The 26,602-nt window shown below is 62.0% G+C and carries 13 protein-coding genes; 9 read left to right on the top strand and 4 right to left on the bottom strand.

Features of this window, described 5'->3' with window-relative positions; translation table 11 throughout:
* Positions 1-168: 168 nt before the first annotated feature.
* On the bottom strand, positions 169-3,297 hold the full coding sequence (locus P5F91_RS20545) for a TonB-dependent receptor (protein WP_277908141.1): 3,129 nt from the start codon (positions 3,295-3,297) through the stop codon (positions 169-171).
* Between the two features lie 769 nt (positions 3,298-4,066).
* Between P5F91_RS20545 and P5F91_RS20540 the strand changes: the two genes are divergently transcribed.
* From P5F91_RS20540 to P5F91_RS20510, 7 genes are all read left to right on the top strand, one after another.
* Positions 4,067-4,318 (top strand): hypothetical protein, encoded by a 252-nt coding sequence (locus P5F91_RS20540; RefSeq protein WP_277908140.1) that lies wholly within the window; start codon positions 4,067-4,069, stop codon positions 4,316-4,318.
* 148 nt (positions 4,319-4,466) lie between these two features.
* The gene (locus P5F91_RS20535) at positions 4,467-5,585 is read left to right on the top strand and encodes a tyrosine-type recombinase/integrase (protein ID WP_277908139.1); all 1,119 of its coding nucleotides are present in this window, start codon (positions 4,467-4,469) and stop codon (positions 5,583-5,585) included.
* Between the two features lie 131 nt (positions 5,586-5,716).
* Positions 5,717-5,998: a plasmid mobilization protein gene (locus P5F91_RS20530; protein ID WP_422394481.1), complete on the top strand. Its 282-nt coding sequence runs from the start codon at positions 5,717-5,719 to the stop codon at positions 5,996-5,998.
* 637 nt (positions 5,999-6,635) lie between these two features.
* Positions 6,636-7,295, top strand: a complete 660-nt coding sequence (locus tag P5F91_RS20525) for a hypothetical protein (protein ID WP_277908137.1) — start codon at positions 6,636-6,638, stop codon at positions 7,293-7,295.
* A complete protein-coding gene (locus P5F91_RS20520) occupies positions 7,285-9,291 on the top strand; it encodes an integrase catalytic domain-containing protein (RefSeq protein WP_277908136.1) in 2,007 nt (668 codons plus the stop codon). Before P5F91_RS20525 ends, P5F91_RS20520 begins: the two co-directional genes overlap by 11 nt.
* Positions 9,288-10,169 carry an ATP-binding protein gene (locus P5F91_RS20515; protein WP_277908135.1) on the top strand — a complete coding sequence of 294 codons (882 nt, stop codon included), beginning with the start codon at positions 9,288-9,290 and terminating at the stop codon, positions 10,167-10,169. The genes P5F91_RS20520 and P5F91_RS20515 overlap by 4 nt, the downstream gene beginning before the upstream one ends.
* Positions 10,170-11,210 carry a TniQ family protein gene (locus tag P5F91_RS20510; protein ID WP_277908134.1) on the top strand — a complete coding sequence of 347 codons (1,041 nt, stop codon included), beginning with the start codon at positions 10,170-10,172 and terminating at the stop codon, positions 11,208-11,210. It abuts the gene before it with no gap.
* Between the two features lie 10 nt (positions 11,211-11,220).
* On the opposite strand, the gene P5F91_RS20505 is transcribed toward P5F91_RS20510, so the two are convergent.
* From P5F91_RS20505 to P5F91_RS20495, 3 genes are all read right to left on the bottom strand, one after another.
* Entirely contained in the window at positions 11,221-11,526 is a 306-nt protein-coding gene (locus tag P5F91_RS20505) for a hypothetical protein (RefSeq protein WP_277908133.1), read from the bottom strand.
* Positions 11,527-11,680: 154 nt separating this feature from the next.
* Complete coding sequence (locus P5F91_RS20500) at positions 11,681-15,649, bottom strand: ATP-binding protein (protein ID WP_277908132.1); 3,969 nt, start codon at positions 15,647-15,649, stop codon at positions 11,681-11,683.
* A 221-nt stretch (positions 15,650-15,870) separates the two neighbouring features.
* The gene (locus P5F91_RS20495; RefSeq protein ID WP_277908131.1) at positions 15,871-21,762 is read right to left on the bottom strand and encodes a DUF3320 domain-containing protein; all 5,892 of its coding nucleotides are present in this window, start codon (positions 21,760-21,762) and stop codon (positions 15,871-15,873) included.
* Between the two features lie 63 nt (positions 21,763-21,825).
* Here P5F91_RS20495 and P5F91_RS20490 point away from each other — a divergent pair, with 63 nt between their 5' ends.
* Positions 21,826-23,085, top strand: a complete 1,260-nt coding sequence (locus tag P5F91_RS20490; RefSeq protein WP_277908130.1) for a metallophosphoesterase family protein — start codon at positions 21,826-21,828, stop codon at positions 23,083-23,085.
* Positions 23,086-26,526, top strand: a complete 3,441-nt coding sequence (locus P5F91_RS20485; RefSeq protein ID WP_277908129.1) for an ATP-binding protein — start codon at positions 23,086-23,088, stop codon at positions 26,524-26,526. It begins immediately after the preceding gene.
* Positions 26,527-26,602 lie beyond the last annotated feature (76 nt).

The following is a 26,602-nucleotide window of genomic DNA, read 5'->3' as shown; positions in this document are numbered from 1 at the left end:
GGGAGAGGGTATGCGCATAGAAGGGAGATCAAGAAGAAGGCCCGGGAACGACCAAACCCGGCAGTTCCCGGTTCGGGGACCTTTTGGAAAGCAGAACCTGAAGGCCCCCGGGTTCTGCAGGATCCGGCCCGGCGTCGCTGCCGGACCGGCCCCCGCAGCTCACGGGCATCAGCCGCCGAACTTGAACCGCCCGCCCAGCATGAAGCGGCGACCCGCGTTCACGTAGGTGAAGGGCTGGTTCTTGAACTGCAGGTAGGTCTCCTGAGACTCATCGGTCAGGTTGATGGCCTCGAAGGTGATGCCGAACTCAGGCGTGAACTGATACGCGATCTGGGCGTCCAACTGGCCGTAGGGCCGGCTGAACACGCCATAGGTCACCGACTTGTTGGTGGTGGCGTCCAGGATGGCGAAGGTGGAGCCGATGGCGTCGCCGTTCACGGCGCTGGACCGCCAGCTGTAGGACAGCCGGGCTTCCAGGCCGCCCTTCTGATAGTAGGTCTGCGCCGTCAGGGCGTGCAGCGACACGCCGGGGATGGGCAGGTCCTGGGCGAAGTCGGTGTGGGTGGACGAGGTGGACAGCGAGTAGGTGTAGTTGGCGTTGAAGCCGACGCCGAAGTCGAAGGCGTACTGCGCCCCGATTTCGAAGCCCTTGATGCTGCCGCCGGCGCCGTTGCTGGGGGCGGTGAAGCCCGCGGTGCTGCCGCCGAAATCGTCCATCACGGTGATGGAGGTGGTCTGCGTCTGGATGAAGGTGTCGATGGACTTGTAGAAGCCGCCGAAGGTCAGCGCGCCCTGCTCACCGAAATACCATTCGTAGCCGATGTCGATCTGGGTGGCGCGGAAGGGATCCAGGTTCGGGTTGCCGCCGCTGCCGCCCACGAAGGCGAAGCCCTGCTTGCCCGCCGTGTTGGTCTCACGGGTGAAGTTGTACTGCGCGCCGCGGCCCAGGTCGTAGGGGCTGGGCGGGGACATGACGCGGGCGGCGGAGAAGCGGACCTTCTGGTCCGGCGCCACGTCCAGCACCAGGTTCATGCTGGGCAGGATGTCGGTGTAGTGCCGTTCCGCCGTGACGACATCCGGGTTGGTGATGGCGTTGGAGCCATCCCAGGATTCGTCGGAGATGTAGATGGGGTTGGCGGGCAGGGCGCCGGCCGTCACCTTCTGCACCGTGTCGACGATGCGGGCGCCAATGTTCAGGTGGAAGCGATCCTCCTTGCTGCCCATGTCGGCCATGGCGTAGCCGGAGACGCGCTGGCTTTCGATGACGAAGGAGTTGATGGGGTCGCGCACCATCTTGCCCGGGAACTGCGGGAAGTTGCCCTGCAGCCACTGCACCGGGTTCTGCATCTGGGACAGGTTCTGCACCAGGATGCTGCTGCCCGCGTTGCCGGTGGGGAAGAAGTTATTGACCAGCTGCGCCCGGTTGGGGGCGCTCAGCGCCGTCTGGGCGGGAATGACCGGCGGCGTCTGCGACGGGGCGCCGCTGGCGCCGACGAAGTTGCCGCCCGGGCTGGCGCCGGTGGCGGCGTTGGTCATGCCCTCGTTCAGGATGGCCGGGTCCATGTAGTACCCGTAGGTGCCATAGCAGGTGCCGTTGCTGCAGTACCCGGTCTGGCCGGCTGAGGACTTGTCCAGCTCATAGTGCGACAGGCTGTAGTTGATCTTGTCGTCGGTGTAGCGCACGCCGGCGGTGAAGGTGGTCTTGATCGCCTTGATGAAATCGGCGTCGTACTCGCCGTCGGCATGGCCGGACCACAAATCGTCCTTGGAGTGGATGTTCCACGCCCAGGCCGACTTGAAGACGGCGTTGTTGGGGTTGCTGATCAGATCGGCGTAGGGCGCGTTGTACGATACCGACGGCAGGGTGCCGTTGTTGACGTAGTTGAAGGAATAGGCCGGGCCGTGGCTGACCGGGCTGCTGCCGCCGGGGGCCGAGGGGTTCAGCGGGGCGTTGCAATAGCCGTTGGGGCTGGTGGCGCAGGGCTGGGCGGCGTTGTACTGCGAATACTCGACGTCCTGCTGCGCGCTGTCGGAATTGTATTCCGAGGTGGCGTAGGCGACCTTGAACTTGGCGCGGAACGGCCCGCCGTTGTCCCACTTGCCGCCGAAGTGGAAGTTGTCCGCCGTGAGGTGGACGTTCTGCACGTCGCTGTCGCCTTCAGCACCCAGGGCGCGGATGGTGGCCGACTTGATGACGCCGTTGCTGTCGATGCTGTAGGGCTGGCTGGGGTCGATGCCCAAGCCCAGGCCGTTGGAATTGAACCACAGCTTGTTCGACGCTTCCTGGGTCAGGATGTCGTAGGTGGAATGCAGCCAGTCGGCGTTCAGGGTCAGGCTGTCGGTGACGGCGTAGTCGATGCCCAGCTGGCCGCTGATGCGGGTGCGGTCGGTGTCGCGGTCGGTGAAGTACAGCAGCTCGGGCGAGATGTACTTCTGCGGGATGGTCGCCATCGGGTTGCTGGAGGTGCCGGCCGCCGGCTCGATGGCCCAGCCGCTGCGATTCTGGCCCTGCATCATGTCGGAGTGGGTGTCGGTCTCGGAGTATGAGAACGCCGCCGTGATGCCGATCTTGTTGTTGAAGTTGTAGGTGCCGACGATGGCGCCGATGGGGGTCCAGTCTTCCATGCGGGCGTGCTCGCCCGTGGTCATGCGGAAGTTGCCGCCCACGGTCCAGCCCTGCGGGGTGTCCAGGGCCGAGCGGGTCTTCAGGTTGATGATGCCGCCCATGCCGCCTTCGACCAGGCTGGCTTGCGGCGACTTGTAGACGTCCACGCCGGCGATCAGGTCGGACGGGATGGCTTCCAGCGAGTTGGTGGCGGTGTTGCCGCCGCCGCCGGACCCTTCACCGCTGGCGTAGGCTTCCAGGCCGGACAGGAAGGGTTCGTCGTTCAGCACCGTGACGTTCTGGCTCAGGCCGCGGATGCGCACGCGGGTGCCCTGGCCGTTGTCGCGGTCGATCTGCACGCCCGACAGGCGTTGCAGCGATTCCGCGATGTCCTGGTCGGGCATCTTACCCATGTCTTCGGCCGTGACGGATTCGATGATCAGGTTCGACTGGCGCTTGTTTTCCAGCGCGTCGGCCAGCGACTTGCGGAACCCGGTGACGATGATTTCCTCAACACCGCCCTGCTCGGCCGGGGAGGCCTGGGACGTGGCCTGGGGGGCGGCCTGCGGATCGGGTGCTGCCGGCTGCGTGCTTTGGGCGAAGGCGGTGGGCGCGGCCAGGGTGGCAGCCAAGGCGGCGCAGGAGGCGGCACCCATCAACAGCCGCCGTAACATCTTCAACTCTCCGTACATGCGAGGTCCCTCCCTTGGGGGGTATTCGTGGATGCGCGGGCCCGGCCGCTGGCCACGGTTCCCGCCCGCAACCCATGGTTTAGGGTGCGCGCCAGGGAACGGCACAGCGCTGCTGTCCGGTCGCGACGGATCTACCTGATACTGGAATAAGGGCATGCCGATCTGACAGTCGGCTGAACCCCTCCCTCTCCGTTACCGGGAAAGGTCAACCAGTTCTAACTATAGTGAGTATGTCCATGACAGGGTCGGCAGATTGCTTGCGCGCTCATGTCTCTATCCTCCCGAGATATATTTATTTTTTACTGAGACTTAGGCTCAACCTTACTGAGCGCCGGCGGTATGCTTCCGCAAAATCCTTCCCATACGCCGCCCGGCGATTGGATCGCAGGCAGCATCCGGGTGCTTGCCGGGTGTCAGCTCTGTTATTAATAGTTGCGTTGACAGCGTTGTCAAATCATTTCTATTTTTTGCTTTTCTTAATCACAGTTGTCCTCTAACACGTTAAGTGGCCAAATCACGCCGAACATGGCCAAACCCGTAACACGTTAAGTGGCCAACCGTTGAAATCATTAGGGAATCTGCTCCGCCTTCGCCGTACCCTTGCATAAACTATGCGTATGCAGAAGGGCTTCAATGGGGATGGCTTGGTCTGATTCGTACCAGCCACTCATGCAGGCATGCTTTCCACTGACTCTGGTGTTGTGTCGGCGCGCGACGTAGCGTTGGAGGCGCGGCAATTGGTCGTTTCAGCCCCACAGGAGGAATCCAGATGGCCACGCACCAACTTCGACTCCGTGTCGTGTTTAACGGCCTGCCAGCGAAGGAAGAGGCGCGGGATCGGGCCTTGAAGAGCGTCCGGGCGGCGCTACCGGACGCCGTGGTGGAGCTTGAGGACCATGTGATTGCGGTGACCACAGCGGAATTGTCAGAGGGCGACTGGCAACTCATCGAGGACGCCCAAATGTCCCCTGAGCATGATCACTTGAACCGGCTGTTGGATGACGGGGCCGACGGGGCCTGAGGCCTATTCGTTGCCTGTCGCAAGGATGGTCCGGCCATGCCACCCCTTGCTAGTGGGTCGACCACTTTATGTCCGACAAGCTATATTGTCGGACATAAAAAACGAGTATGGTTGCATCATCCACATGTGAAGCGAGAATTTTCCGGGAATGGTCCTGAACGACGCCAGCACGGCCGAGCCGCGGGTTGAGGTGGGGCCAGATTGCCTGGTCATCAAATCCGGCCTGCTGGACGACTTGGTGCTGCCCGGGGTCCACACCCTGGACCAGGTGGTGGAGATTGAGCGCTTGGCCCGCGCGGCCGTGCGGAATGTCGCCAGCCGCTATAGCCCCAACACTCAGCGCGCCTACCGCGGCGCCTGGCGCCGATACCGTGTCTGGGCAGAGAGCTTAGGGGTTCAGCCTCTCAATGCCGACCCCCGCATTGTTGGCCTGTACTTGGCCAAGGCCTCCGAAGGCCTGGCGCTGCCCACCTTGAGGGTTCACCTGGCGGCTATCCTGCTGGCCCACCGCCTGGCTGGCCGATCGCTGGACGCCAAGCACGCGCTCATCGCCGACCAATTGGCCGGTGTCGCTGCATTGCAAGCCCGGCGCCGGGTGCGACAGGCGGCACCGCTGTTGCCTGACCTGCTGCGCCGGCTGGTGGCGGCCCAGCCCAATACCCCCGCCGGCTGGCGTAATGCGTTGCTGCTGCTGCTGGGCTTCGGGGCCGCCGCCCGGCGCTCCGAATTAGTGGGGCTCGACATTGGTGACATCACTCTCGTGCCGGGCCGCGGTCTGGAGGTTACCATTCGTGGCGGCAAGACCAAGCGCGGCCGTGTCGCTGCCGTCTGGGCCTCCGGCGATTCCGGCTTCTGTCCGGTGGCAGCGTTTCACCGCTGGCGGGCTTGGCATGCCGTGGCAGATGCCGACGCCCCTCTGTTCATCGCCATTGGCAAGGGCAGCCGGCCCGGTGGGCGGCTCTCCGATCGCACGGTCGCTCGCGTGGTGCAGGCCACGGCCGAGGGCATTGGTGCTGCCGATCCCGCCCTGATCCAGTGGACCCAGGGTGTGGTTGCGGCCCAGACTCTGGGCCGGCGTTACTCCGCCCACTCGCTGCGCAGTGGCTTGGCCACGGCCGCCGCCGAGGCGGAGACGTCGCTAAAGAAGATCATGGACCAAACTGGGCATCGTAGCAGCGATGTTGCCCTGCGCTACGTGCGCCACGCCGACCGCTGGAAGGACAATCCGACGGAGAAGTTATTCCGAGACCGTGCCAGGGGCGGGTGATGCCCCGGCTGGCCGAGATTCCGGTCACGCTTGCAAGGAAGAGTGCCAACTTTCCGGGGCTGGCTCCTTGCTCCCAGGGCTTATCTATGCCCAACTGTGGTTGGTCTGCATGACAGGGGAGCCAACCGTCTATGAGCCGGACCATTCCCGCACCCACCGCCCAGTCGCGTACCTTACGTTTGGTCGTCAAGGTCAGCGCTCAGGAGCGGAGTATGATCGTCGCCAAGGCCAAGGTTGCGGGCCTCTCCATGAGCGCCTACGTGCGGCGCTGCGCGCTCGATGATGACGCCGGTGATAGTGAGAAGGCGGCCCTGGCCCAGGTCGACGCGATCATTATTGGCATGGAATCCGCGCTCGACAGTGCCACGTCTGCTTTGGACGCAGTCCTGGAACGCTTGGACGCCACACAATGACCGGTCCGTCGCCTGCTTAGGATAAAGCACAGCGGAAGGCGTTGCAGTTGCCGATCCCGACCTCATCCAGTGGGCTCAAGGCGCAATTGTGGCCCAGGCACCGGGCCGGTGCTGCCTTGCCCATTCGCTGCGCCTGGCCGCGGAAAAGACAATCCGGGGGGAAATCTGTTCCGCAGCTGCTCAAGGGCGAGCGTTTCCAGCACATTCAGTGCGTTTCCGGTACATTCGACGGAATTGTCTGTAAATATGGGAAAAGCGAGTAATTCCTATTTTTTCTTCATTGTCACTATGACTATAGGCATCGTGAACAGTTATATGTGAATAATTTATTTTCCCAATATGGCGAGGGATGCGATTATTATAATCCTATATGATTTCTGTTGACCAATAGGATAAAGGGCGCATGATTTATAGCGTGGTGGTGGCCATGCAAGGGGGCGATCATGCGATGACGCTGGAAACGAAGAAGGCCTGAGACTCCGGTGCAACGGAATCTCAGGCCTTTCTTACATTCACAAACGCGGGACCGGTGGCACCTTTCCCCGTTCAAGAGAACGTCTTGAAGATAGCGCAGTGCGTCTATCCAATCAAGACGTAACGGGAGAACTTTGCCGGTCCTCTGCAAGGGGTGACCGTGATGATACAACCGCTATCGTCTCCACTGACCGTTGCTAAATCCCGATCTGGGCGCACGCATGGGGGCCTGCCCTATGGCCTGAAGCAGCAGTTTGCCAGCGTGAAGGCGGGTCAAGCTCTGCCCGCCTATTCCTGGGCGGAGGTGGCGTTCCTCCGGGATGCCGAGGTCGATGCGACCATCGAAGGCATGGCGTTGCGTCCTTCTCTTCCAAAAGGCGCTTCCGTCGTGCCGTGCCGCATGATTTCACACACGGCGGTGAGCAGCCGTCGGGCGGGTCGCCGCCTGACGCTGATAGCCCAAAGCCGGGATGAGGCTGATCAGCATTTGGAAGCGCTGCGCGGGTTTGCGCTGCAACTGGGGCTGGATGGGGCGCATGTCCATATCCTGAATGAGCGTTCGGGGAGCGACAGGCTCGCCAACATTTCTGCCCTGCTCAACACCCGCGGACACGTCGTGGACCCCGCCAATCGGCTTCAGCTGACCTTGGAGATCGGTTCAGGCAAGCCGTTCGGCGTGTTGCTGGGACAGGTGCGAAGCCCCGACCCTCGCTGTGAAGTGTTGGCCCTGTGCCGGGAAGGTGTCCTGACGTTCGACCTGGACGCGCCGCTCCACTCCGAGACGCTGGTGCAGCTGTGGGAGGAGGGGGGCGATGAACCATGACCTCGCATTTATCAAGCCGGGCTTGTCCCTCTACCTGGACGCCGAGCCCATGACGGTAAGGTCGGTGGGCGAGGGCCGTGTATTGATGCGGTCAGGCACCTTCTTGACGCCACGGACGTTGACGCTGGAACGCTTCAACGAACTTCACGTACTCGGGCGGCTGGTGATTCCGGTTGAGCGGGAGGCGATGGCGGCGGCCGAACGGGCGCGGCTGATCTCCATAGCCTTCGCCGCATTTACCCCACGTCAGCAATCGCGCGCCCGGAAGCTCTACGAATATGTCAGGGCCTATGATGCGTTGCCGTCGGGCTCGCGGTCCAGGGATGCGCTGCAGGCCATCATGGTCGTTGCCGATCGGCAGGATGACCGCGCACCGCCGGGCGAACGGTCGGTGCGTCGGTGGCATGCTATTTGGCTGAAGCACGGGCGTTCGCTGCCGGCGCTGATTCCTCTCATTGAGCGGCGTGGGGGCCGCAGGTCGCAGCTTCATCCAATCGCCCAATCGCTCATGATGGCGGCCATCCATGAATTCCTGGTGGTTGGGAACGCTCCAATCGTCGCGGCGTATCGGGCGCTGAACGCGGCGATCGAACGGCACAACGAACAACAGGCTGAGCAAATCCCGGAGGTCAACAGGATGACCGTTTACCGGACATATTGGACGCTTAGCCGCTTTACCCGGGTGGCGATGGAGAAAGGGCGCCAGGCGGCCCGGCGAACTTTTGCCACTGTCACTCGAGGGATGCGCCCAACGCGGCTGAATGAGATATGGGAGGTCGACCATACCCTGCTCGACATCATTCTTTACGACGAAAGGCTGAATCTGCTCCTGGGGCGACCGTGGATCACCGCCATCATTGATGGCTATACGCGTATCGTCATGGGCTTCTACATTGGCTTTGAGCCACCGAGTTACCTCAGTGTCATGCTGGCTCTGAGGCACGCGCTCTCGCCCAAGGACTACGTCAGGGATCTCTATCCCGGGATCCATTTTTCCTACAATACGGGTGGCCGCTGCGAGCGCTTCCGAACGGATCGTGGAAGGGAGTTTACCGGGGAAAGTTTACTCGACGCGCTTCGCCTCTTGTTTATTGACCATGATCCCTGTCCGGCGGAGCAGCCCTGGTATAAAGGAAGAATAGAGCGTTGGTTCTCGACGGTGAAAACCCGATTTGTGCAGACACTGCCGGGCAATACGGTCCGGGCCCGAGATCGGGCCCACGATCCATCTAAATATGCGTGCATCGGCTACAAGTCGTTCATCGGATTTTTCCATCAGTGGCTTATCGACGACTATCACCAGAGCCTGCACGCTGGGCTTAACATGTCCCCTGCCATGGCCTGGAACTTAGCCCTGGCGCGGGAGGGGGGCATGCCGCCGCGGCCGGCGCCGACCGCCGGCGAACTGGAGTGCCTGACCGGGATCGCCATCGAATGTACGCCGCAGCGTTATGGTATCAAGTGGAAGCACTTGACCTGGCAGACGCCACGGTTTGCCGCCATCCGTAGTGCCCAGCCAAAGGGCACCAAAATTAAGGTCAAGGTCGATCCCCTTGACCTAGTCACGGTTCGGTTCTTCGATCCCCTGACCGAGACTTGGCAAGTAGCCAAATCCACCGACCCGGACTACACGCGGGACCTTACACTGTACCAACACCGCCTCATCGTCGAGCTGGCCCGTAGAGAAGCAAGAGATCAGGAGGCCATCACCGTCAAGGAACTGTTGTACAGCCGGCAAAAGATGGTCGCCGAGGTAACGGCCTTGAACGCGAAGCGCATTAAGGATTCCAAGACGATGCTACGCTATTGCAACCCTGCAAGCGATGGCATGGCCGGACTGATCGTTGATATTGCCGACAAAATGGAAAGCTTGCCCGGCTGGTTAAGCGATGGCGATCGACCTGCTGCAGCCGCCGAACCAGCACGGTCGGATCCTAAGACGTGGGAAACCCGCGCTCCCATGATTGCGGTCGATCCTAGCAGGAGCGCGCTATGACCTTCACGCCACAGGAAATTACGCAGATCGCTAACAGGCTGAAGTCGCTGCATATTCCTCATGAATCTGCATCGGCCGCCCATTCGGGATTCGATTGGATCAAGAATTACGGGAGCTTGGGCTCCAGTTCGGCCGGGATGTTGCTTACAGGCCCGCCAGGGTCCGGCAAGACCTCAACCATACATGCTTGGATGGGAAGGTTCGGCACGGACAGGGGCGCACGAAGCGATGAGAAGCCTGTAGCGTATGCCAAAATCACCGGCGGCCCTGTAACATATCGGAGTATTGCCTTGGATCTGCTGGGTGCCTTCGGTGAGGAAATGATCGTCCTACGTCGAGACACTCAGCAAACTCTCCGGCAGCGGATCGCTCTCTACGCGTCCGTCTTGAAAACTTCCGTGCTTTTTATCGATGAAGCGCAACTAATTGTCAGTTCCAAGAATGAAAAGGTGATTAGAGAGATAACGGAATGGCTAAAAACCATTCTTAACGACGTGAAAGTCGGATTTGTGTTCTGTGGATCGGATGGATTCTGGGAAATATTCAGGACCAATGACTCCTTATATCGCCGATGTCGGATTCTCGTTGAGATGAAGGGCTATGGCGTCATGGATGGTGAGTTCAGGTCGTTCTTGAATACATGGGATATTGTGGCGAAGCCTCTGCGGCAGGTTAACTTGGCTGATGATTATTGGGCACGTCGAGTGCATGCAGCGACGGGCGGTTTTATCGGGCTTACTGCGGATCTTCTTTGCGACGCGGCTATCCACGCACTTGAGCAAGGCGCGGACATGCTCCGCCTGCAAGATTTGGCAGCGGTCCATGAACGCCGTTTTCCTGGTTCTACGTCCAGACGGACCAACCCATTTTTGGGGTGAATGATGCGCTTTATTGTTCGCCCTCGCCCAGAGACTGGTGAATGTCTCTCCGGCTATGTCCGGCGCGCCATCCTGGCAAACGGCTATCCGGAAACGGAAGAGGTTATTAATAGGCTGATTGGAAAGCCGGAAGAATTGGATAAGTTAATGGTTAATCGCCAGGCCATTGTTAATTTCCTCGAGAGTCTAGAGGTGAATCCAAGGTCGTATCCCCATTTACTACCTTGTAATTCTGGACGACCTGGGCTTTCTTTTGGCGTTGACCGTCTTGATTGTGCCTTCATAGATTCTCAACGACGCCGCATATGCCCCGAGTGCTTCCGAGATAAGCCGTGGCATTTGCGGGCCTGGCAACATCGTTGGATGCGCACCTGTCCAGAACATGACCTTGTGCTTGTGGATCGTTGTGTCTGCGGCATTCCATTGTCGTGGCGCTACTTTGAACGTTGCGGCTGTGGCCATCCCCTTGGTCAATTGCCGGCACATGCGGCGGCGGGGCGCCTTGCCTTTTTGTCGCAAGAGCTACTCGGCCGCGCTATTGGTGCGTCAACTCTGCATCCAGACACGCGCGCCATGCTGCTGGAAGATGTACTATATATAGCGTTCGTGCTGGGGCAATCCGACGTAATGATGGCTTATGAACGTGCGCGAGAACAAAGTTATCCTCCTAATATAAATCTTGAGGAATTAGACAACGGGATTGCAGTTCTTGTAGACGGATACAATGCTTTTAAAAATAAAATGTATTCAATAATTGATCGGCGATGGAAACGGAAAATACCAATGGTAAACATGGTTAATGCGAAGATCATATTCAACATAATGAATATATCTGATAACGAGAATTTCCATCGCTGGTGCTTCGGTGCCATTGTCGGCAGCAATGAGCCAATTGATATTAATATAAAATATGTTAGCAGCAGAACATGGCATGCGGAAGATCATACTGCCAACATGGCTAGATGGAACCCGGATATTGATAAGCTTCTAGCTCTAAAAGAGTCTCAGGCGTTGACTACGACCAACCCAACGGGAACGTAGTTTTTACGGCTCAGCAAAGTGTTTTGGTCAAGGATGCGGAGAGGATCGCGTAGCCAATTTTTACACTGAAGATGTGTTCCGACGCCCGCAGACGAAGCGGTTCAGTGGACGGCGCGGCTTCCCAGACGACCACGTTCCCTGGCGACATGACACTGATACCCTCCACCAATACCGGTATTCCCGGTGTGTTGTCCTGTTCGTCCTTGAGGCGCTGCACCCGCAGCAAACGCGCCTGGCCATCTTGTCGGATTTGCCGAACGAGCGCTGAACCGCCAACCTTCAAATTGGCCAGCCGGCGCCCGCGCTTCTTGGGCATCGTCCATGGCGCTTTGGGTTGCGGGATTGGTTTCCTGGGGCAAGGCCGGCGTCTTCCTTGGAACGGCAGGCGACAGTTGCCACGCCGAACATGGATCAAAAAAAACCGAAGCCATTCGCCCACCTGGCATCGGCCCTGATGCGGCCCTGCTCACTCATCTGAAGAGCACCCCATGCACTCTCCAAATCTGGTCGACCAGGGGAACACCTGGGACGAGTGTCGCATTGACAGGGAATTGCACGTATTCCCCTTCTCCAAAAAGCCCCACGTTTTCAAGATAGTGGATGTTTCTGTGGCCCGGCATCGGCTTACTCAGTCGCTTGAGAAACCCCCGGCGCTGAGGAAAATCGGGGTCGTCGTGTGCAATCACAGCAACGATCCGCCCGACCAAGGCATCCAAGGGCCCCGCCGGTCCAATGAGGACGTGGTGGCCGTCATTGGCCAGAGGAAAAGCACTATCACCGACCACCTGGGCTACGCCGGTCACTTGCTTGATGATCTGCGAGACATCGGTCAGGATGGCCTCATCCTGACCATGGCCAGACTGCGTGTTGTCGAATAGCACCCCAATAATCTTGAGTACGCGCGACGTCGCCTGCATCACGAAATGTGTCGGAGGTACATTCGCGGTTGATTGCAGCGTTTCCAGCGCAATACGGGACGGGTCACGGCGGTCTATGCCAATGCGGCGGGCGTAGGTCCTCCCCGCAGTCTGAACTACGGCGAGGTCACCATGGCGGGGCTGCTCGCTCAAGGAGACAATGAGGGTCTGCCCTTGAAGGGCGACCATTCCCAATGTGTTCGCCCTAAGCGTGTAAAGCGCAATATCGCCCAGTGTTTCGAGCTGAAACGAAGCGGTTGCAGCTTCCAGATCGACGAGAGCCGTCCCAATACCATGCGCGGCCAGATTGCCAATAATTGGGAAGTTCGTATTTGTGAAAGTGATTGCGGCGGGTGGCGCAGGAGCCTTCGCGCCCGCAGACAAATCGCCTTCCTCTGGCGGCAAACGTCGCATGTGCCTAGCGTAAGTCGTCCAACAGGCATCAATTGCCTTCAGCACTATATCATGGTGCTCGGCCACGATGGCGGCTTCGCCGGGTGTAACTTGGTCGGCTCGACCATGGTGGGCCTTGTTAATAACATCTCGGAACGAGGCGCCAGGCTGAAGGCATGGCAATTCGACGAGCCTGCGGAAAGGCTCTTCGTTGAACGGCACCTCGCCGTTGCGTCGCATCGTAGAAATCCGGCCCATCAGGTCGTGCAGGGTCGGGTCCTGAAGCACGACTGGATCGTCACCAAGCAGATCCCACAGCTTGGTCTCAATGCGAACGCGGACTGGATAGGCGAATTGGCGGGACAGTTCCGGGTCGTTTTCGTTAGTTTGCCACCGGCGGAAGCGCTCCCTCACCTCATCAAGCAATGGCGTCATGGTAGCTGTCGCTTTTGAGCGCGAGATCGCCGAGAACTCCCAGGCATCCACCTGCGGAGCGCCTGCGCGCCCGTTTCCAGCCCTAACGTGGTTCTCCACAGAGGCAAGGAACGCAAAATCATTGCTGGCGACCAGGGGATTAATCCCCGCCTCCAGTATTTTGGGGATCGCCGCCGCCATGTTGGCCACATTGGCGGGGTCTAGCAGGTCCTGGGCATCGTCCATCAACAGGCAGGAAATGCCTCCGGACCTAGCCCAGATTTGCTCCCATAGGGCCAACACAAACGACCACAGAAAGGCACGCAGAGCCGACGCATTCATGATGTGGTGAGCGGCGACCCGATGTTTGCCGTTGGTCGCAAGCAGCATGAAGGTGTCGGCGTGATCCGGGTCGAGGCCCGCATACGACGGCGCTCCGTTGAACTGTGGTCGGTAAATTAGGGTGGCCCAATGGGTGGCGCGGGAATTGAGATGTTCGATAAGCCCACCGACCTGCTGATGAACCAACGCAGGTAGCGCCATGAATGGCTGGATGGCCGTGGCTGCCCGTGCAAGCTTGCCGATTCTCTCTAACTTCGCTGCCCAGATTTGGCAATTTGTATCGATCTGCACCACTTGGCGGCGAACCGCCCGAAAGGATGTCGAGGACTGGGCAAATCGCTTCAGTATTGCTAGTTGTTCTTTCAACGGTTTCTGGGCGACACCAAGTTCGTCCAAGTCCTGCATCTCGTTTAGAGTCCGCTTTATGGCCTGCCGAATAAATTCGCTATTCGCAGTTCGATACCGCGCAATCCGAATAGCACGTTCGATATTCACCAGGTTATTGCGCAGCCCTTCGTTGTTGGGAATGTCGTCGGGCAGATCGGTGTCATAGGCATTCGGCATCGGTGCCGCGCCGGCGATGGCGGAAGACCAGATGCTGGCGACGTTCTTGGCCAACGGTCTCATGCTCTGGGGCATGTCCATGTCGGTGCTGAACAGTTCCTTGGCCAGCGCATCGCCGTATAGCTGGAGGGCTGTTTGCGGCAGGGCCGAGGTAGCGAATGCCCGCAGCCCGTCAGGCAGCTGCGTCACGAATTCCCGTGCCTTGTCGCGCTCCCATTCCTTTGCAGTTTTCAATGCTGCGGCGTCGGCCGCCCGACAGTTTTCCAGGGCAGTTACCACCTCCATATCAAGCAGGGCATCTGGAGGAACATCGGCCCCATCGACGAGTTCGGTTCCGCAAACCGGACACGCATGGATGGCTTGGCCGGGGTAATGCTCCTCATGCCATTTCGCCACGAGCGCGTAGAGCCGGATACGGCCAGCCCTACGCTTATCAGCCAAGCTATGGTGGACCTGACGCGCTTCGTCGACGACGGAGGCGATCTGGGTCTCGGCGGCCGCTAAAACATCCTCGGCGAGCTGGCCCAGCTTGACTGCCTTGTCCCAAGAGGGAAGCGCCTTGAGCGCGGTCCCGCCAATGAGAGCGGTGGCCGCGTCGATGTCGGCGACGAAGCGTTGGATGTCGGCGTCGTTGCTGTGCCGGGGCAGGACACCAAGCAACAGTTCGGCATCTGTCTTGGTAGCCGCCTCGGCAGTATCGAGAGCCTGTTTTGCATTGGCAATGCCCTGCTTCCAGGCGTCAGGCGCCGCGAGGTCCGGTACCATCACCATGCCCAACGCCGGAACGCCGGAATGTGCTTCGACCAGATCTTGCAGTGTGATGATCTGATTCCGCACATCTGCTGCCGCATTGTCACGTTCGGTGGTCGCTGCCTTTGTAAACTTGTCGGTGAGCCGGTCGTGGACGTTTTCACACCGTGAGCCGAAGGCGGCCAGCGGGCGGAGCCCAGTTAATGTTGCCACTGCCTGTGACAGACTTGTCTTGTCGCCAAAGCGCATGGCGGCAGCGATGGCGGGCATGGTGGTTCCGGCCTGTAGCGCCAAATCGCCTAGCCCCAAATCCTCTAATCCCGAAACAGGGACCTCGAGTTTTCCTTTTGGTGTCTTTTGAAGTTTACGTTCCACCTCTACCACGCGGGTGGGGGCAACGAGCGACCGGAAGGTCAGCCTCACCCAGGTGTCGACTTTCGGTTCACCGCCCGTGAGGGCGAGTTCTTCGTCCGTAGGGATAGGTACCAGAGGCGGCATCTTGAACGTCGCCGGAGTTGCTCCGGGTTGGCCATCGTCCGGCTGAACCTGGACATCGATCAGGTCATGAGGCGAAGAGGGCAACGCCTGCGCGTGATAGCCGACTCCTGTCAGGCACCAGCACACCGCATTGAGCAACGATGTCTTGCCTGCGCCATTAAAGCCGCGGAACAGTGTGACGTCGCCAGCGACGTCATGGACGAATGGCTTGGGGTCTCGGCCCTGATCACCGCAATGCCGGTGCAAGCCCCGGAATCGGTGTGCTTCGATTTTGATCAGTCGCCAACGTTGTAGCCCCTGGGCGACGGCCCTCGGCAGCGGTGGAGCTATGTAGGGGCGCTCCAATGCCTCAAGAAGCTTGTCAATTTCCCCTTCGCGGATCGCGGTATCTTTGTCAGGGTTCCAGTAAGAGCTGCGGTCGCGGTTATAGAAAGCCAACAGAGTTCGGCTATCGGCGTTATCTAGGGTCAATTCGCTGCGGTCGGCGAGAGCGACTGCCTCACCCCCAATGAGGACAGCAACGACCTCATCGAGCGTTAATTCAGAAAGTGCCCTCGCCATCGCAACATCCCCCGCGCATCATACCAGCCGACTCGATTAGTGGAGCCAGAACGCTGAATAATACACCAAATCGCAGGTTATTCTTGATTCATTTGCTCGCCGACGTTCTGTCGGGCATCTCAGTCTTATAGTCGTGTTGGATCTCTTCTAGATAGGCGATCGCTTGAAATACGTGGGTGCCATTTTAGATCCGATAAGTAGTTTTATCGCACCGGCCAGCCCTAATCCCTGATGTGTCCAGTTATCGGTTTGGCCATAGCCAAGCGCTCCCGTGCCACCGCACTTAGGCGACGGACGCCGAGGCGGCGAGCGGCGTCCGTCAGCGGATCCTCGGTGTCGGCGCAGGACCGAATGACGGCGGAGAGCTCCGGCAGGGCGATATCCTCGATGGAGCGAACATCCAGCCCGGAATAAGGAAGCCGGGCCTGTTCCCAGGCCGAGGGTGCCATCGCGTCGGCCCAGACGAAGGTGGCGCCGGTATGCTCGGTTTCGACATGGGCGACACCGCGGGCGATCGATAACACGCGTTCGCGGATCAGCCGGCCGGATCGTTTGAACCCATGGGCTCGGGCGATGCGCTCTACCAGGGCGGTGTCGCGGATCGGCGCTTCCGTTGCCACGACATGCAGGATCATGTCCTTCAGGTGAGGGAGATAGTCGGGCTCCTGGAATTTCTCCGGGTCGATGGTGGTCATGTGATCGAAACTGGCGCAGCGGTAATCCCCACCGAACAGCTCCGGCTCTTCCGACGCATCCCCTGACGGGGGTATGCCATCCGGGGCTTCCGCCGCGTCCTCCACCGTGCTGGCCTCAAGTGCCGGGGCGACTTCCGCCGCTTCCGCCGCTTTTGCCGCCGCCTCGGCGCGCGACTGTTCCAGGGCGGTGGTCAATTCGGCGTGGAGCCGGTCCAGCGCGCCTTGCTGATCGATCCACCACTCCGTCGACCAGACCCGGGTGAGTGTCCAGCCCAAGCTCTTCAGCACCGCCTCCCGAACTTTGTCGCGATCCCGCGCCGTGGCGGCGCTGTGATAGGAAGCGCCATCGCATTCCACGCCGATCAGGTAGTCACCCGGCCGATCCGGGTGCACCACGCCCAGGTCGATGCGGAAGCGGGAAACACCGATCTGTGGCACGACTGTCCATCCCCGCTCGCGCAATCCTCGGGCCACTGCGTGCTCGAAGGGGGAGTCGAAGCCACCCGCCGAACCGCTGGCGGCCTCACCCAAGGCCCGCGGGCCGCGCTCCGCGTATTCCAGGAAATGCCGCAAGTCGCGTACGGCGTCCGAGCTGGTGCGGTTGAGATCAATCAGGTTAGGCGGGAAGGAAGTGAAGATGACCATCTCCCGCCGCGCCCGGGTGACGGCGACGTTGAGACGCCGCCAGCCGCCGGCGCGGTTGAGGGGGCCGAAGTTCATCGACATGACGGGCGCGTCCGGCGTTTCCGGGCCGTAGGCGATGCCCAACAGGATCACATCCCGCTCATCGCCTTGAACCGTTTCCAGGTTCTTGACCACCACCGGCTCCGGCACGTCTTCGGCGAAATATGGTTCCAGCGCCGGATGGCGCCGCCGGGCGCGATCCAGCAGGTCTTCGATCAGCTTCTGCTGTTCCGAATTCAAGGTGATCACGGCCAAAGTCAGCCGGTTGCCCTTTTCATCGACGAAACCCGGATCCAATAGGCGGCGGACAGCTTCCTCGACCACCGCTTCGGCTTCCACCTGGTTCGACCGGGCCTTGCCGCGGGACCAGGCACCCGACACCTGTCGCCAAGTCACCATCGTGTCCCGCGTCACCGGGGCGGGGAAGGTGATCAGGTCGCCGTCATAGTAGCGGTGGTTGGAAAAGGCGATGAGGCTTTCATGCCGGCTGCGGTAGTGCCAAGCTAGGCGGCGCTGTGGCAGGCGCGCACCGAGGCATTCTTCCAGGATGCTTTCCTGGTCGGCCTCGATCTCGCTGTCGTCTTCCTCTGCGCTCGCGCCACGATCGAAGAAGCTGGTGGGTGGCATTTGCTTTGGGTCGCCCGCCACCACCACCTGGCGGCCTCGGGCAATGGCCCCCACCGCGTCCCAAGGCGTGATCTGCGAGGCTTCGTCGAAGATCACCAGGTCGAATGGTGCTGCGTCCGGCGGCAGGTATTGCGCCACGGACAGGGGGCTCATCAGCAGGCAGGGGGTCAGCGTTGTCAGGGCCGCTCCCATCTCCGCCACCAACTGACGCACCGGCTTGTGACGCTTCTGCAGCTTCAACTGATGCGCCAGGGAACCGAAACCGGGGGGCTGCGCCTTACCGTCCTTGGGTGGAATCCCGCTGGCGATGCGGGCGCGGATGTAAAGCTGGGTCAGCGCCCCGAACTCCTGGTCCAGGGTGCGGAAGCGGCTGATGGTGTCACTGTGCTCGGCGATGTTGAAGTCGCGGACCGCGCTCTCGGCATCAATGGTCCGTTCCGCCCACCAGCGGGCGTAAGCGACGTCAAAGGCGTCGGCAGCGCCACCAGGCGGGATGGCGCCGGCTTCCATGGCCGTCACCAAGCTTTCGAGGCCCTGGTCGACCGCCGATTGCCGTACCCGCTGCCAGGCCGTCCAGGCATTCAGCTGGGAAGCCCGTGCTGAAATAGCGGACGCCATGGCTTGGCAATGGCTCAGCAGATCGGGATCATCAACGGGCTTCGGGGCCTTCGCCACCCGTTCGAAGGCGTCCTTCGCGTCCAGGAAAGCGGCATGGGCGTCGAGATAGCGCTGACCCGTCCTGCCGATGCTGCCTTCGGGCGCCAGCAAATCATTGGCGTCCACGCACAGGCGCCGTAAGGCCCCGCGCAGACCGATGAGCTGGTCCGGCGTATGGGCCGCGCTGACGATGGCCGAGCGCAGGGTGGCGGCCGCTTTCAGTGTCCGGTCCAGGCGATCCAGATCGGTCGTCACACCAGCCCAGCCGGGCAGGGCCGACAGCTGTGCCAACGCGTCCAACTGCTGAAGCAGCCCTTGCAGATGACGCAGACGGGGCAGGTCCTGATCGGGGTCGGCCGCCCCAGTCGGATCAAGGCGCTTGACCAGCGCCTTCTTCTTCATGGCCGAGAGGGGCCAGATCGCCGCGTTAGCGGCGGCCCACTCGGCATCCAGCTCAGCCAGCGGCAGCGCCTTGACGATGGCGGGCTCCTGCGGCCGGGAAAGCTGCGCCGCCTCATCGCGGTAGGCGCGAACGAGGGGGAGCGCCCGGGCACCCTGGTCAAGCATTTGCGCCGCTTCCGGACTGAAGGCGAATGCCAAATCCAGGCCGCTCACCTGCTGCAGGGCCCGCGCCAATATCGCAGCGGCGGCAAGGCCGCGCTGGTCGCCGGCGATATCGATACCCAATGCCTGGGCCAACGGGGCGCGGGCGTCACCGAGTGCGATGGCCGCCTTTGCCAGCGCGGCGACCGCGGCCAGCAACTCCGCCTGCCAGGCGTTGGACCATTCGCCCTGACCGATTTGGCCGAAGGCGGCCAAGTTATCGGGGGATGCCGTCGCGCGATGGAGGTCCAGCTTATGGGTCGTATCCCGCAGGTGTTCCAGATCCGCTTCGCTATGGTCGGCGCCCGTCGTCCAGCCCAGTCGGAATGCTTGGGTCGCGCCGTCCCGCACCACCCGGCCGATGGCGTTGTAGAGCGTCAGGCCATTGGGCCGCCGCCTGTGTAGTGCCTGCACCAGTTGGTTCAGTTGGTCGCGGCTCATCTTGAGTTCGGCGGCCCGCCGGCGCCACGTATCCACTGGCGACTCCTCCACCGCGCTCCAGGCGGAGTCCAGCTGACGCAGCACATCCTGCTTGGAGGCCTTGTTGCTGTGAAGCTCCAGGCAGAACGGTCCCAGCCCATGGGCGACAAGCCGGCGGTGGACTACGTCCAGCGCGGCCCGCTTCTCCGCCACGAACAGCACCTTACGGCCCAGCGCCAGGTTGTGGGCGATCATATTGGCAATGGTTTGGGACTTGCCGGTGCCCGGTGGACCATCCAGGACGAAGTCGCAACCCCGGGCCGATCCCACCACGGCCGCCAATTGCGAAGAATCAGCTGCCAACGGGGCGAACAGGTCCTCAGGGGCGACGATCTCGTCCAATTCCTGGGGCCGGGGCGGCTCCTCTCCGCCTTCATAAGGCTCGCGTGGCGTTTCCAACAGGTGACGGACGACCGGGTTGCGCTTCAGCGCCTCGGTACGGTCAACCAGATCCTTCCACATCAGATACTTGGCGAAGGAGAAGGTTCCGAGGATGACGTCCTCGACCACCTCAAATCCGGGTGTGTCGCGCACGGCGCGGCGAACCAAGTTCCAGATGCGCGGCACGTCGATACCGGACTCATCGGTCGGCAAGGGGCCAGCCAATTCCGGAATGTCGAGTTCGAAGTCCTGCCGCAGCATCTGCAGCAGCGTCAGATTGAAGCGTGGCTCATCCTCGTGGATGGAGAGTTTCACTCCGGAGCGCACGCTGCGCCGTTCCAATTTGACCGGCAGCAGGATCAGCGGCGCCCGATAGCTTCGCGCGTCGCTCCCGGACTTTTTCCAGACCAGGAAGCCCACGGCCAGGAACAAGGTGTTGGCTCCGCCCTCTGCCAGGTCCACCTGGGTCTTGCGGTACAACTCCACCAGTTGGGCATCCAACTTGTCGGCCGGCAGCAGCGATAGGATCTCCCCGCGCTCCAACGCGTCGCGGGCATAGACGTGGGTCAGCTCCTCGCCCGTCCGCTGAAGGTGCAGATCGGTATCCCGGCCGGCAGCCCCCTCCATGGGCGGGGCGGCCACAATGCGGAAGCTGGCGCCATCGGCCAGACGATCCTCTAGTGCCGCCGGGTTAGGGCAAAACAGCCGGATGGAGGTGGACCCCAGCTTCACGTTCAGCAGTCGGTTGCGGGTGGTGAGGTCCAGTAGTTTGCGCTGCCACCGGTCCAGGCGGCCCTCGGCGGTGTTGGGGGGGACCTCCGTGTCGGCCAAGTCGAAGTCCGGTAAGGCGGGCGCCGCTTCCAGCCCCTCATCGGCGGGAGCAATCTCCGTTTCCTCGGGGAGGGCGCTTGAACTGCCGGCATCTGCCATTGCCAGCGGCCGCAGCCTTTGCATGCGGGCGCGGCGGATATCGAGCGCCATGACGAATTCGCCCTCATGCTCCTCGTCGATCTTCCGATTCGCCTGGGCGATGGCACGGGAGAAGGGGGATGGGTGCCCGCCGGTCACCAGCGTGGTCTCGAACAGGACCAGTTCCTGTAGGGCGACACGCTTGCGCAGGCTGGCGGCGTCATGGACCAGAAGGGTCGCAAACTCCTGGGGCTGCAGCCAGAGGCCGGCGAACGCGTGTCCCCGCGTCACGACGAGCACCGGGTAAAGGCCTGCCTGCTCTAGCACCGCGGCGAACAGCAGGGCGGTATCCAGACAGGTGCCCAGCCCCGTTTCCAGCACCTGCGACGGTGTGCGGACCTTTTGCCCTTGCCACTCGAAGCTGGCCGGCGGTTCGCTGTAGGTGAGCCGCAGCGACGCCACAGCGGACCAGATGGCCGATGCCAGTTCATGGACGCGGGTGCGACTTTTGGATTGATATCCCTCGATGCCGTCGGGCCGGCCACTGCGGCGCAGCACCTCGCTCGCGGCTTTGATCAGCTTGGAGGTGCCCGGGTCGTTGGGCAGGGTGAAGGCAGCCAACAGCTCCGGCATGGCTGCCGCTCCACCCCATTCATTGCGGGCCAGCAGTTCAACCGGGAAATCACGGACCGTGGCCTCGCTATCGACCGCCCCCTCGATGGTGGCGCGCAGAGTCACCGTTGCCTTTACCGCCTCGCTCAGCTGCAAGAGCAGTCCGGCGTTCAGCTTCAGGTCCCGTTTGGTGATGTGCGTTTCCCCCGCCGGGGCGACATGATCAACCCGCCACTGCACGGGTTCGAAAACGGGTGGGTCGGCGCTGATGTCGACAACCAGGTTTTCCAGGGGGGCCGTGCCGAGGTTCAACAGACGCAGATCACGCAGGACCGGTACAGCGTTCTGGTGGGAGGCGAAGCTGAGCTTTGGCGTGACGATGGCATCAATCGCCAGGATGGGCCCGGCCAACTGGGGCTCCTGAACGTTACCATCCGCGTCATTGACGATCTCGTCCACCACCATGATTATGCCTCTTAACCGGAAGTAGCTCTATCGAAAGAGTATACACGGCGAGAGGGAAGGTGCATGGCTAGTTTCCACTTCATCCACGCCGCAGATATCCATCTGGATAGTCCGTTGCACGGGTTGGCACGGTACGAGGGTTTGCCGTTTGAAGAGGTGCGGAACGCGACACGGGCCGCCTTCGACAATCTGGTCAGCTTCGCCTGCGACGAGGCGGTGGACTTCATGCTGATCGCCGGCGATCTGTTCGATGGCGATTGGAAGGACATGAGCACCGGGCTCTACTTCGCCCGTGCCATGGGCAAACTGGCGGCCGCGGAAATTCCGGTCTACCTGCTGGCCGGCAATCACGATGCGGCTTCTGATATCAGGAAGAAGCTGCCTTGGCCGCCGAATGTCCAACAGTTTAGGACGAAGCCGACGACGCACCTCATTCCACATCTACATGTCGCCATTCATGGACAGAGTTTCGCCACCGCTCACGTAACCGACAACCTAGCGACGGGCTACCCAGGTCCTGTCGAGAATCACTTTAACATTGGCGTGCTGCATACAGCCCTGACCGGACATGAGGGACACGCGACCTACGCACCCTGCAGCGTCGATGATTTACGCGCCAGGGGCTACGACTACTGGGCCCTGGGCCATGTGCATGACCATGCCATCCATGCCGAACGGCCCCATGTGGTCTTCCCCGGCAACCTGCAGGGCCGTCACATCCGCGAAGCCGGGCCCAAGGGTGCCGTGTATGTGGAGGTGGAGGACGGTGTGGTGACCAGGCTACGCCACGTGCCGCTGGACACGCTGCGTTGGGCACGTGTCGACGTTGACTGTAGCGGTGCCCAGACCCTGGACGATGTCGACACCGCCACCCGACAGGCTCTGGCGCGTCATCATGCGGTCCATTCGGAGGGACGCCCCATGGTTGCCCGGGTGGTCCTGAGTGGCCGGACGCCGCTGGCGGGCGCGTTGCAGGAACGCCGAGGTCGTCACCGGGATGAGATCTGCGCCCTGGCGGCGGGGGTGGCCCCCGACCTTTGGATTGAAAAGGTACAGTTGGATGTGTCGCCACCGGCGGCGCCACCGATTAAGGACGGCGTCGCGGAGGATTTCATGGCCATGCTGGCGGAGGCACAGGGCGCTCTGGAACTGGCCGCCGCCTTGGCCGAAGATCTGGCCCCTTTCCTCACCGCCGTCAAAGTTGCCGGTGACAACGATGATGGCAGCTTGGCGGCCATGGCCGACCGGGGTGACTGGTCCGCCTTGTTGGCCATCGCCGGCAGCGCCTTGGGCGCGCGGTTGGCGGGCGGGGAGGCTGAGTGAATGCGTTTCGCTGATTTGCATCTGGAGCGCTACGGGCGATTTGAGGATTGCCAGCTGTCGTTTCGCGCCGGCGTCCCGGATTTTCATATGATCTACGGGCCCAACGAGGCGGGGAAATCCACCACTCTGGCGGCGGTGTCCGATCTGCTGTTCGGTATCCCGCTGCGCAGCGCCTACAATTTCCGCTTCGACTATGCGCTGATGCGTATCGGCGCCACCTTGGAGGAGGACGGGCAGCGGCTGGCCTGCCGCCGCCGCAAGACCCGGGACCACAGCCTGATCGATGCCAGCGACCAGCCCTTGGACGAAGGACGGCTATCGGCGCTGTTGCACGGCGTGACCCGTGAAACCTTCAGCAGCGGTTTCAGCCTGGACCAGGCCGGTTTGCGCCGAGGTGGGGAGGCGATGGTGGAGGCCAGCAGCGACTTGGGCCAGGCTCTATTCGCCGCCGGCTCCGGCCTCACCGGCATCGCCGAGGTCCTGGCGGCATTGGAAGAGGAAGCCAGCGGCATCTGGGGCAAGCGCGCCGCCGCCAAGCGCACCTTCACCATGGCCGAACGGCAGTTGAAAGCCAGCACGGATGCCCTGCGCGATCAGCAGCTCAAGCCCAAGGAATGGTCCGACGCCCGCGCCTTGGTCGAAGAGCGCGAGCAGGCGCTCAAGAATCTGCGGGAGAAGCTGGCTCTGCTTCAGACTGAACGCATCGCGGCGGAACGCCTGCGCCGCATCAGCCCGGCCATGCGGCAACGCGAAGCAACGCTGGTGGTGCTTGCTGAGATGGAGCAAGTGGTCAAATTCACCAGCGTGGAGGAAGAAAGCGCAGAAGTCTTTTTGATGAGGATCGCCAAGGCCGAACAGAACCGCGTTGCGGCCGAACGGCGTCGTGATGATGTGTTGGAACGCCTGAAGCCTTTGCAGGTCGATCCCATTCTCGCCCTCGCGGATCGCATCGAGCGCCTGACGGAAGAGCGTGGCACCGCTTCCAAGGGAGGAATCGATCTGACCAGGCTGGAGGGGGAACGGCGGGGCATGGAAGAGCGGGCTGCGCGCCTGCGCACCGAGTTGGCCTTGTCCGGCGACCTGCCCTCCAGCCTGGTGGCACGCAAGCTGCGCGACATCGCGCAGCGGCATGCCGCCGCATTGGCCAGTCTACGGTCTCGGACGGATGACGTGGAGGATAAACGCGCCCAGGCCGAGCCGTTGCGCGTGGAATTGGCTGATGCCGTCCTGATGGAAGGCCTGACAGTGCTGACGGCGGCCATCAGCCAGGCGCAGGCGCTGGGCGAGGATTTTGACGAACGCTGTGCCGTTGAACGGGCAACCGCCGAGAGAGCGGAGGCGGAAGCCCAGGCGGCATTGGCCGCCCTCCGTCCCTGGCAAGGGGACGCCGCCGGACTGGCGGCCCTTCCCATAGTCGACGACCTGGAAATCCAGGCGGCGTCGGAGGCGGAGTTGAGGGCGGCAGCGGGCCTGGAAGATCTGCGGGCGGAGGAACGCCGCCTGGCCACGGAGTTGGAGCAGCGGAATCTACAGCGCGTCCAGTTGGCCCAGACTGGACAGGCCGTCTCGGCCGCTGAGGTGGAAGAGGCACGAAGCCAGAGAGATGCTGTCTGGCAGGACATCGACAGCCATTTACGTGAGGGGCGTCCTCTGGACAGGCCTGCTGCGGTGGCTGAAACCTATGCCACGGCGGTGGGTAATGCCGACCACGTCGTCGACCGCCGCTATGAAACTGCGGAGGCGTCCGCCCGGCTGACTGCCTTGGATCAAGACCGGGAGCGCTTGATCTCGCGCCAGAATGCTATACGGGATGCAGTAGGGGAAGCGGAGGCCAGCTCGGAGGCTCGGCGGCTGGCCTGGGAGGAACGCTTGCAATCCCAGGCGCTGCCGCCGCTGGCGCCGCTGCCTTTACGCGCTTGGCTTGCCCAACGGCAGCGGGCGCTGGAGGGGCACTGGGCGGCAATTGATGCGCGCCAGAGGGTCGACCGTGCACGGGAGCGCGGGCAAAGGGCGATGAGTGACTTGGCTCAGGTGCTTAAGGCGCCACCAGTCACGGATCGACTGTCCGTCCTTCTGGCGACGGCTGACCGGGAAAAGCAGGAAGGCGAGGCGCTGCACCAGGCCTTCCGAGAGAAGCGAACGCGACTTACTAGCCTGGATGAGGAGATTTCTCGCCTGCAACGGCAGTTGGAACGCGACAAGCAGGCAGTCCAGGCCGCGGCCCAGGAGTGGGCGGAGGAACAGGAGCGGTTGGCCGTCCGGTTGGACATGGGCACCATCGACGGATGGCTGGAACTAGTCGAGGAGTTGCGCGCGACCCAGGAAAAGATCAGCGAGCATAGCCACCGCATCGCCGGCATTACCCGGGACCGGGCCGCGTTTCAGGCCGCCGTGGCCGCGCTGGCGTTGGAGGTGGGCCTGGACCCGGATGGGAATCCGGCACAGATCCTGGATGTGCTGCGGGCGCGCGTCGCCGACGCCCGCGTGGTGGCGCAGGAAATCAGCAGTCTGAAGGCGGAGGCCAAGAAACACCAAGCCGAGGTCGATGGCGCCATCCTGGACCACGACCTTGCCCTGGAAGGTATTACGCCGCTCATGGCCCGAGCGGGTGTTGAGACGGCAGCGGATCTGCGACCCTTCCTGGAACGGTCGAAAACCCACCGGGAACACATCGCCCGTCAAACGGAGGCCGAGCGGCAGATTGTGGCGGAGGGGGACAACCGCCCCCTGGCCGACCTCATCGCCGAATGGCAAGCCTGTGACCCGGATACCGTGGCGGTGCGTGCGACGGACCTGGACCACGAACTCAGGGCCCTGACACCAACCCTGACTGCCGCTGCCGACGCTTTGGGCGAAGCCCGCAAAACCTTCGATACCCTGGATCAGGGCTCCCATGGGGCAGTGGATGCCGCCACCGATGCAGAGGCGGCCCGGGCGGAGATGAAGGCCCAGGCGGAGGTATATGTGCTGAAGCGCGCGCAGTCGCTGATGCTGCGCTGGGCCATGGATCGCTATCGCGAACAGCGCCAAGGACCGCTGCTGCGCCGCGCCAGCGACCTGTTCCGCACCCTGACCCTGGGCCGCTTCGCCGAGCTCAAGGTCGACTACGAACCGACCACGCCCCGCCTTCTGGGCTTGCGGGAAGATAAGGTGACACTGGTTCCCATCGACGGGATGAGCGAGGGCACCGCCGACCAGCTATTCCTGGCCCTGCGGCTGGCGGCGGTGGAGCAGTCCATTGCCGCCGGGGTGCGGTTGCCCTTCCTGGCCGATGACCTGTTCGTGAATTTCGATGATGAACGGGCCGAGGCCGGCTTGCGGGTCCTGGCGGAACTGGCGTCGTCGACGCAGGTGCTGTTCTTCACCCATCATGCGCACCTGCGCGACATCGGACGGCGTGCCGTCGGCGCAGATCTGCTGTCCGAGTGCGCGATGGCGTAGCGATGTGGTCATCTGGTCATGGCCGGAGGGTCCCTCAGACGATTGTCTGGGAGAGATGGTTGCTGCCTGGATTTTG

The sequence above is a fragment of the Nitrospirillum amazonense genome, from assembly GCF_029594735.1.
GTDB classification, from domain to species: domain Bacteria; phylum Pseudomonadota; class Alphaproteobacteria; order Azospirillales; family Azospirillaceae; genus Nitrospirillum; species Nitrospirillum amazonense.
The sequence above is the reverse complement of the archived record's forward strand: the minus strand, read 5'-3'. Positions and strand labels throughout refer to the sequence as shown.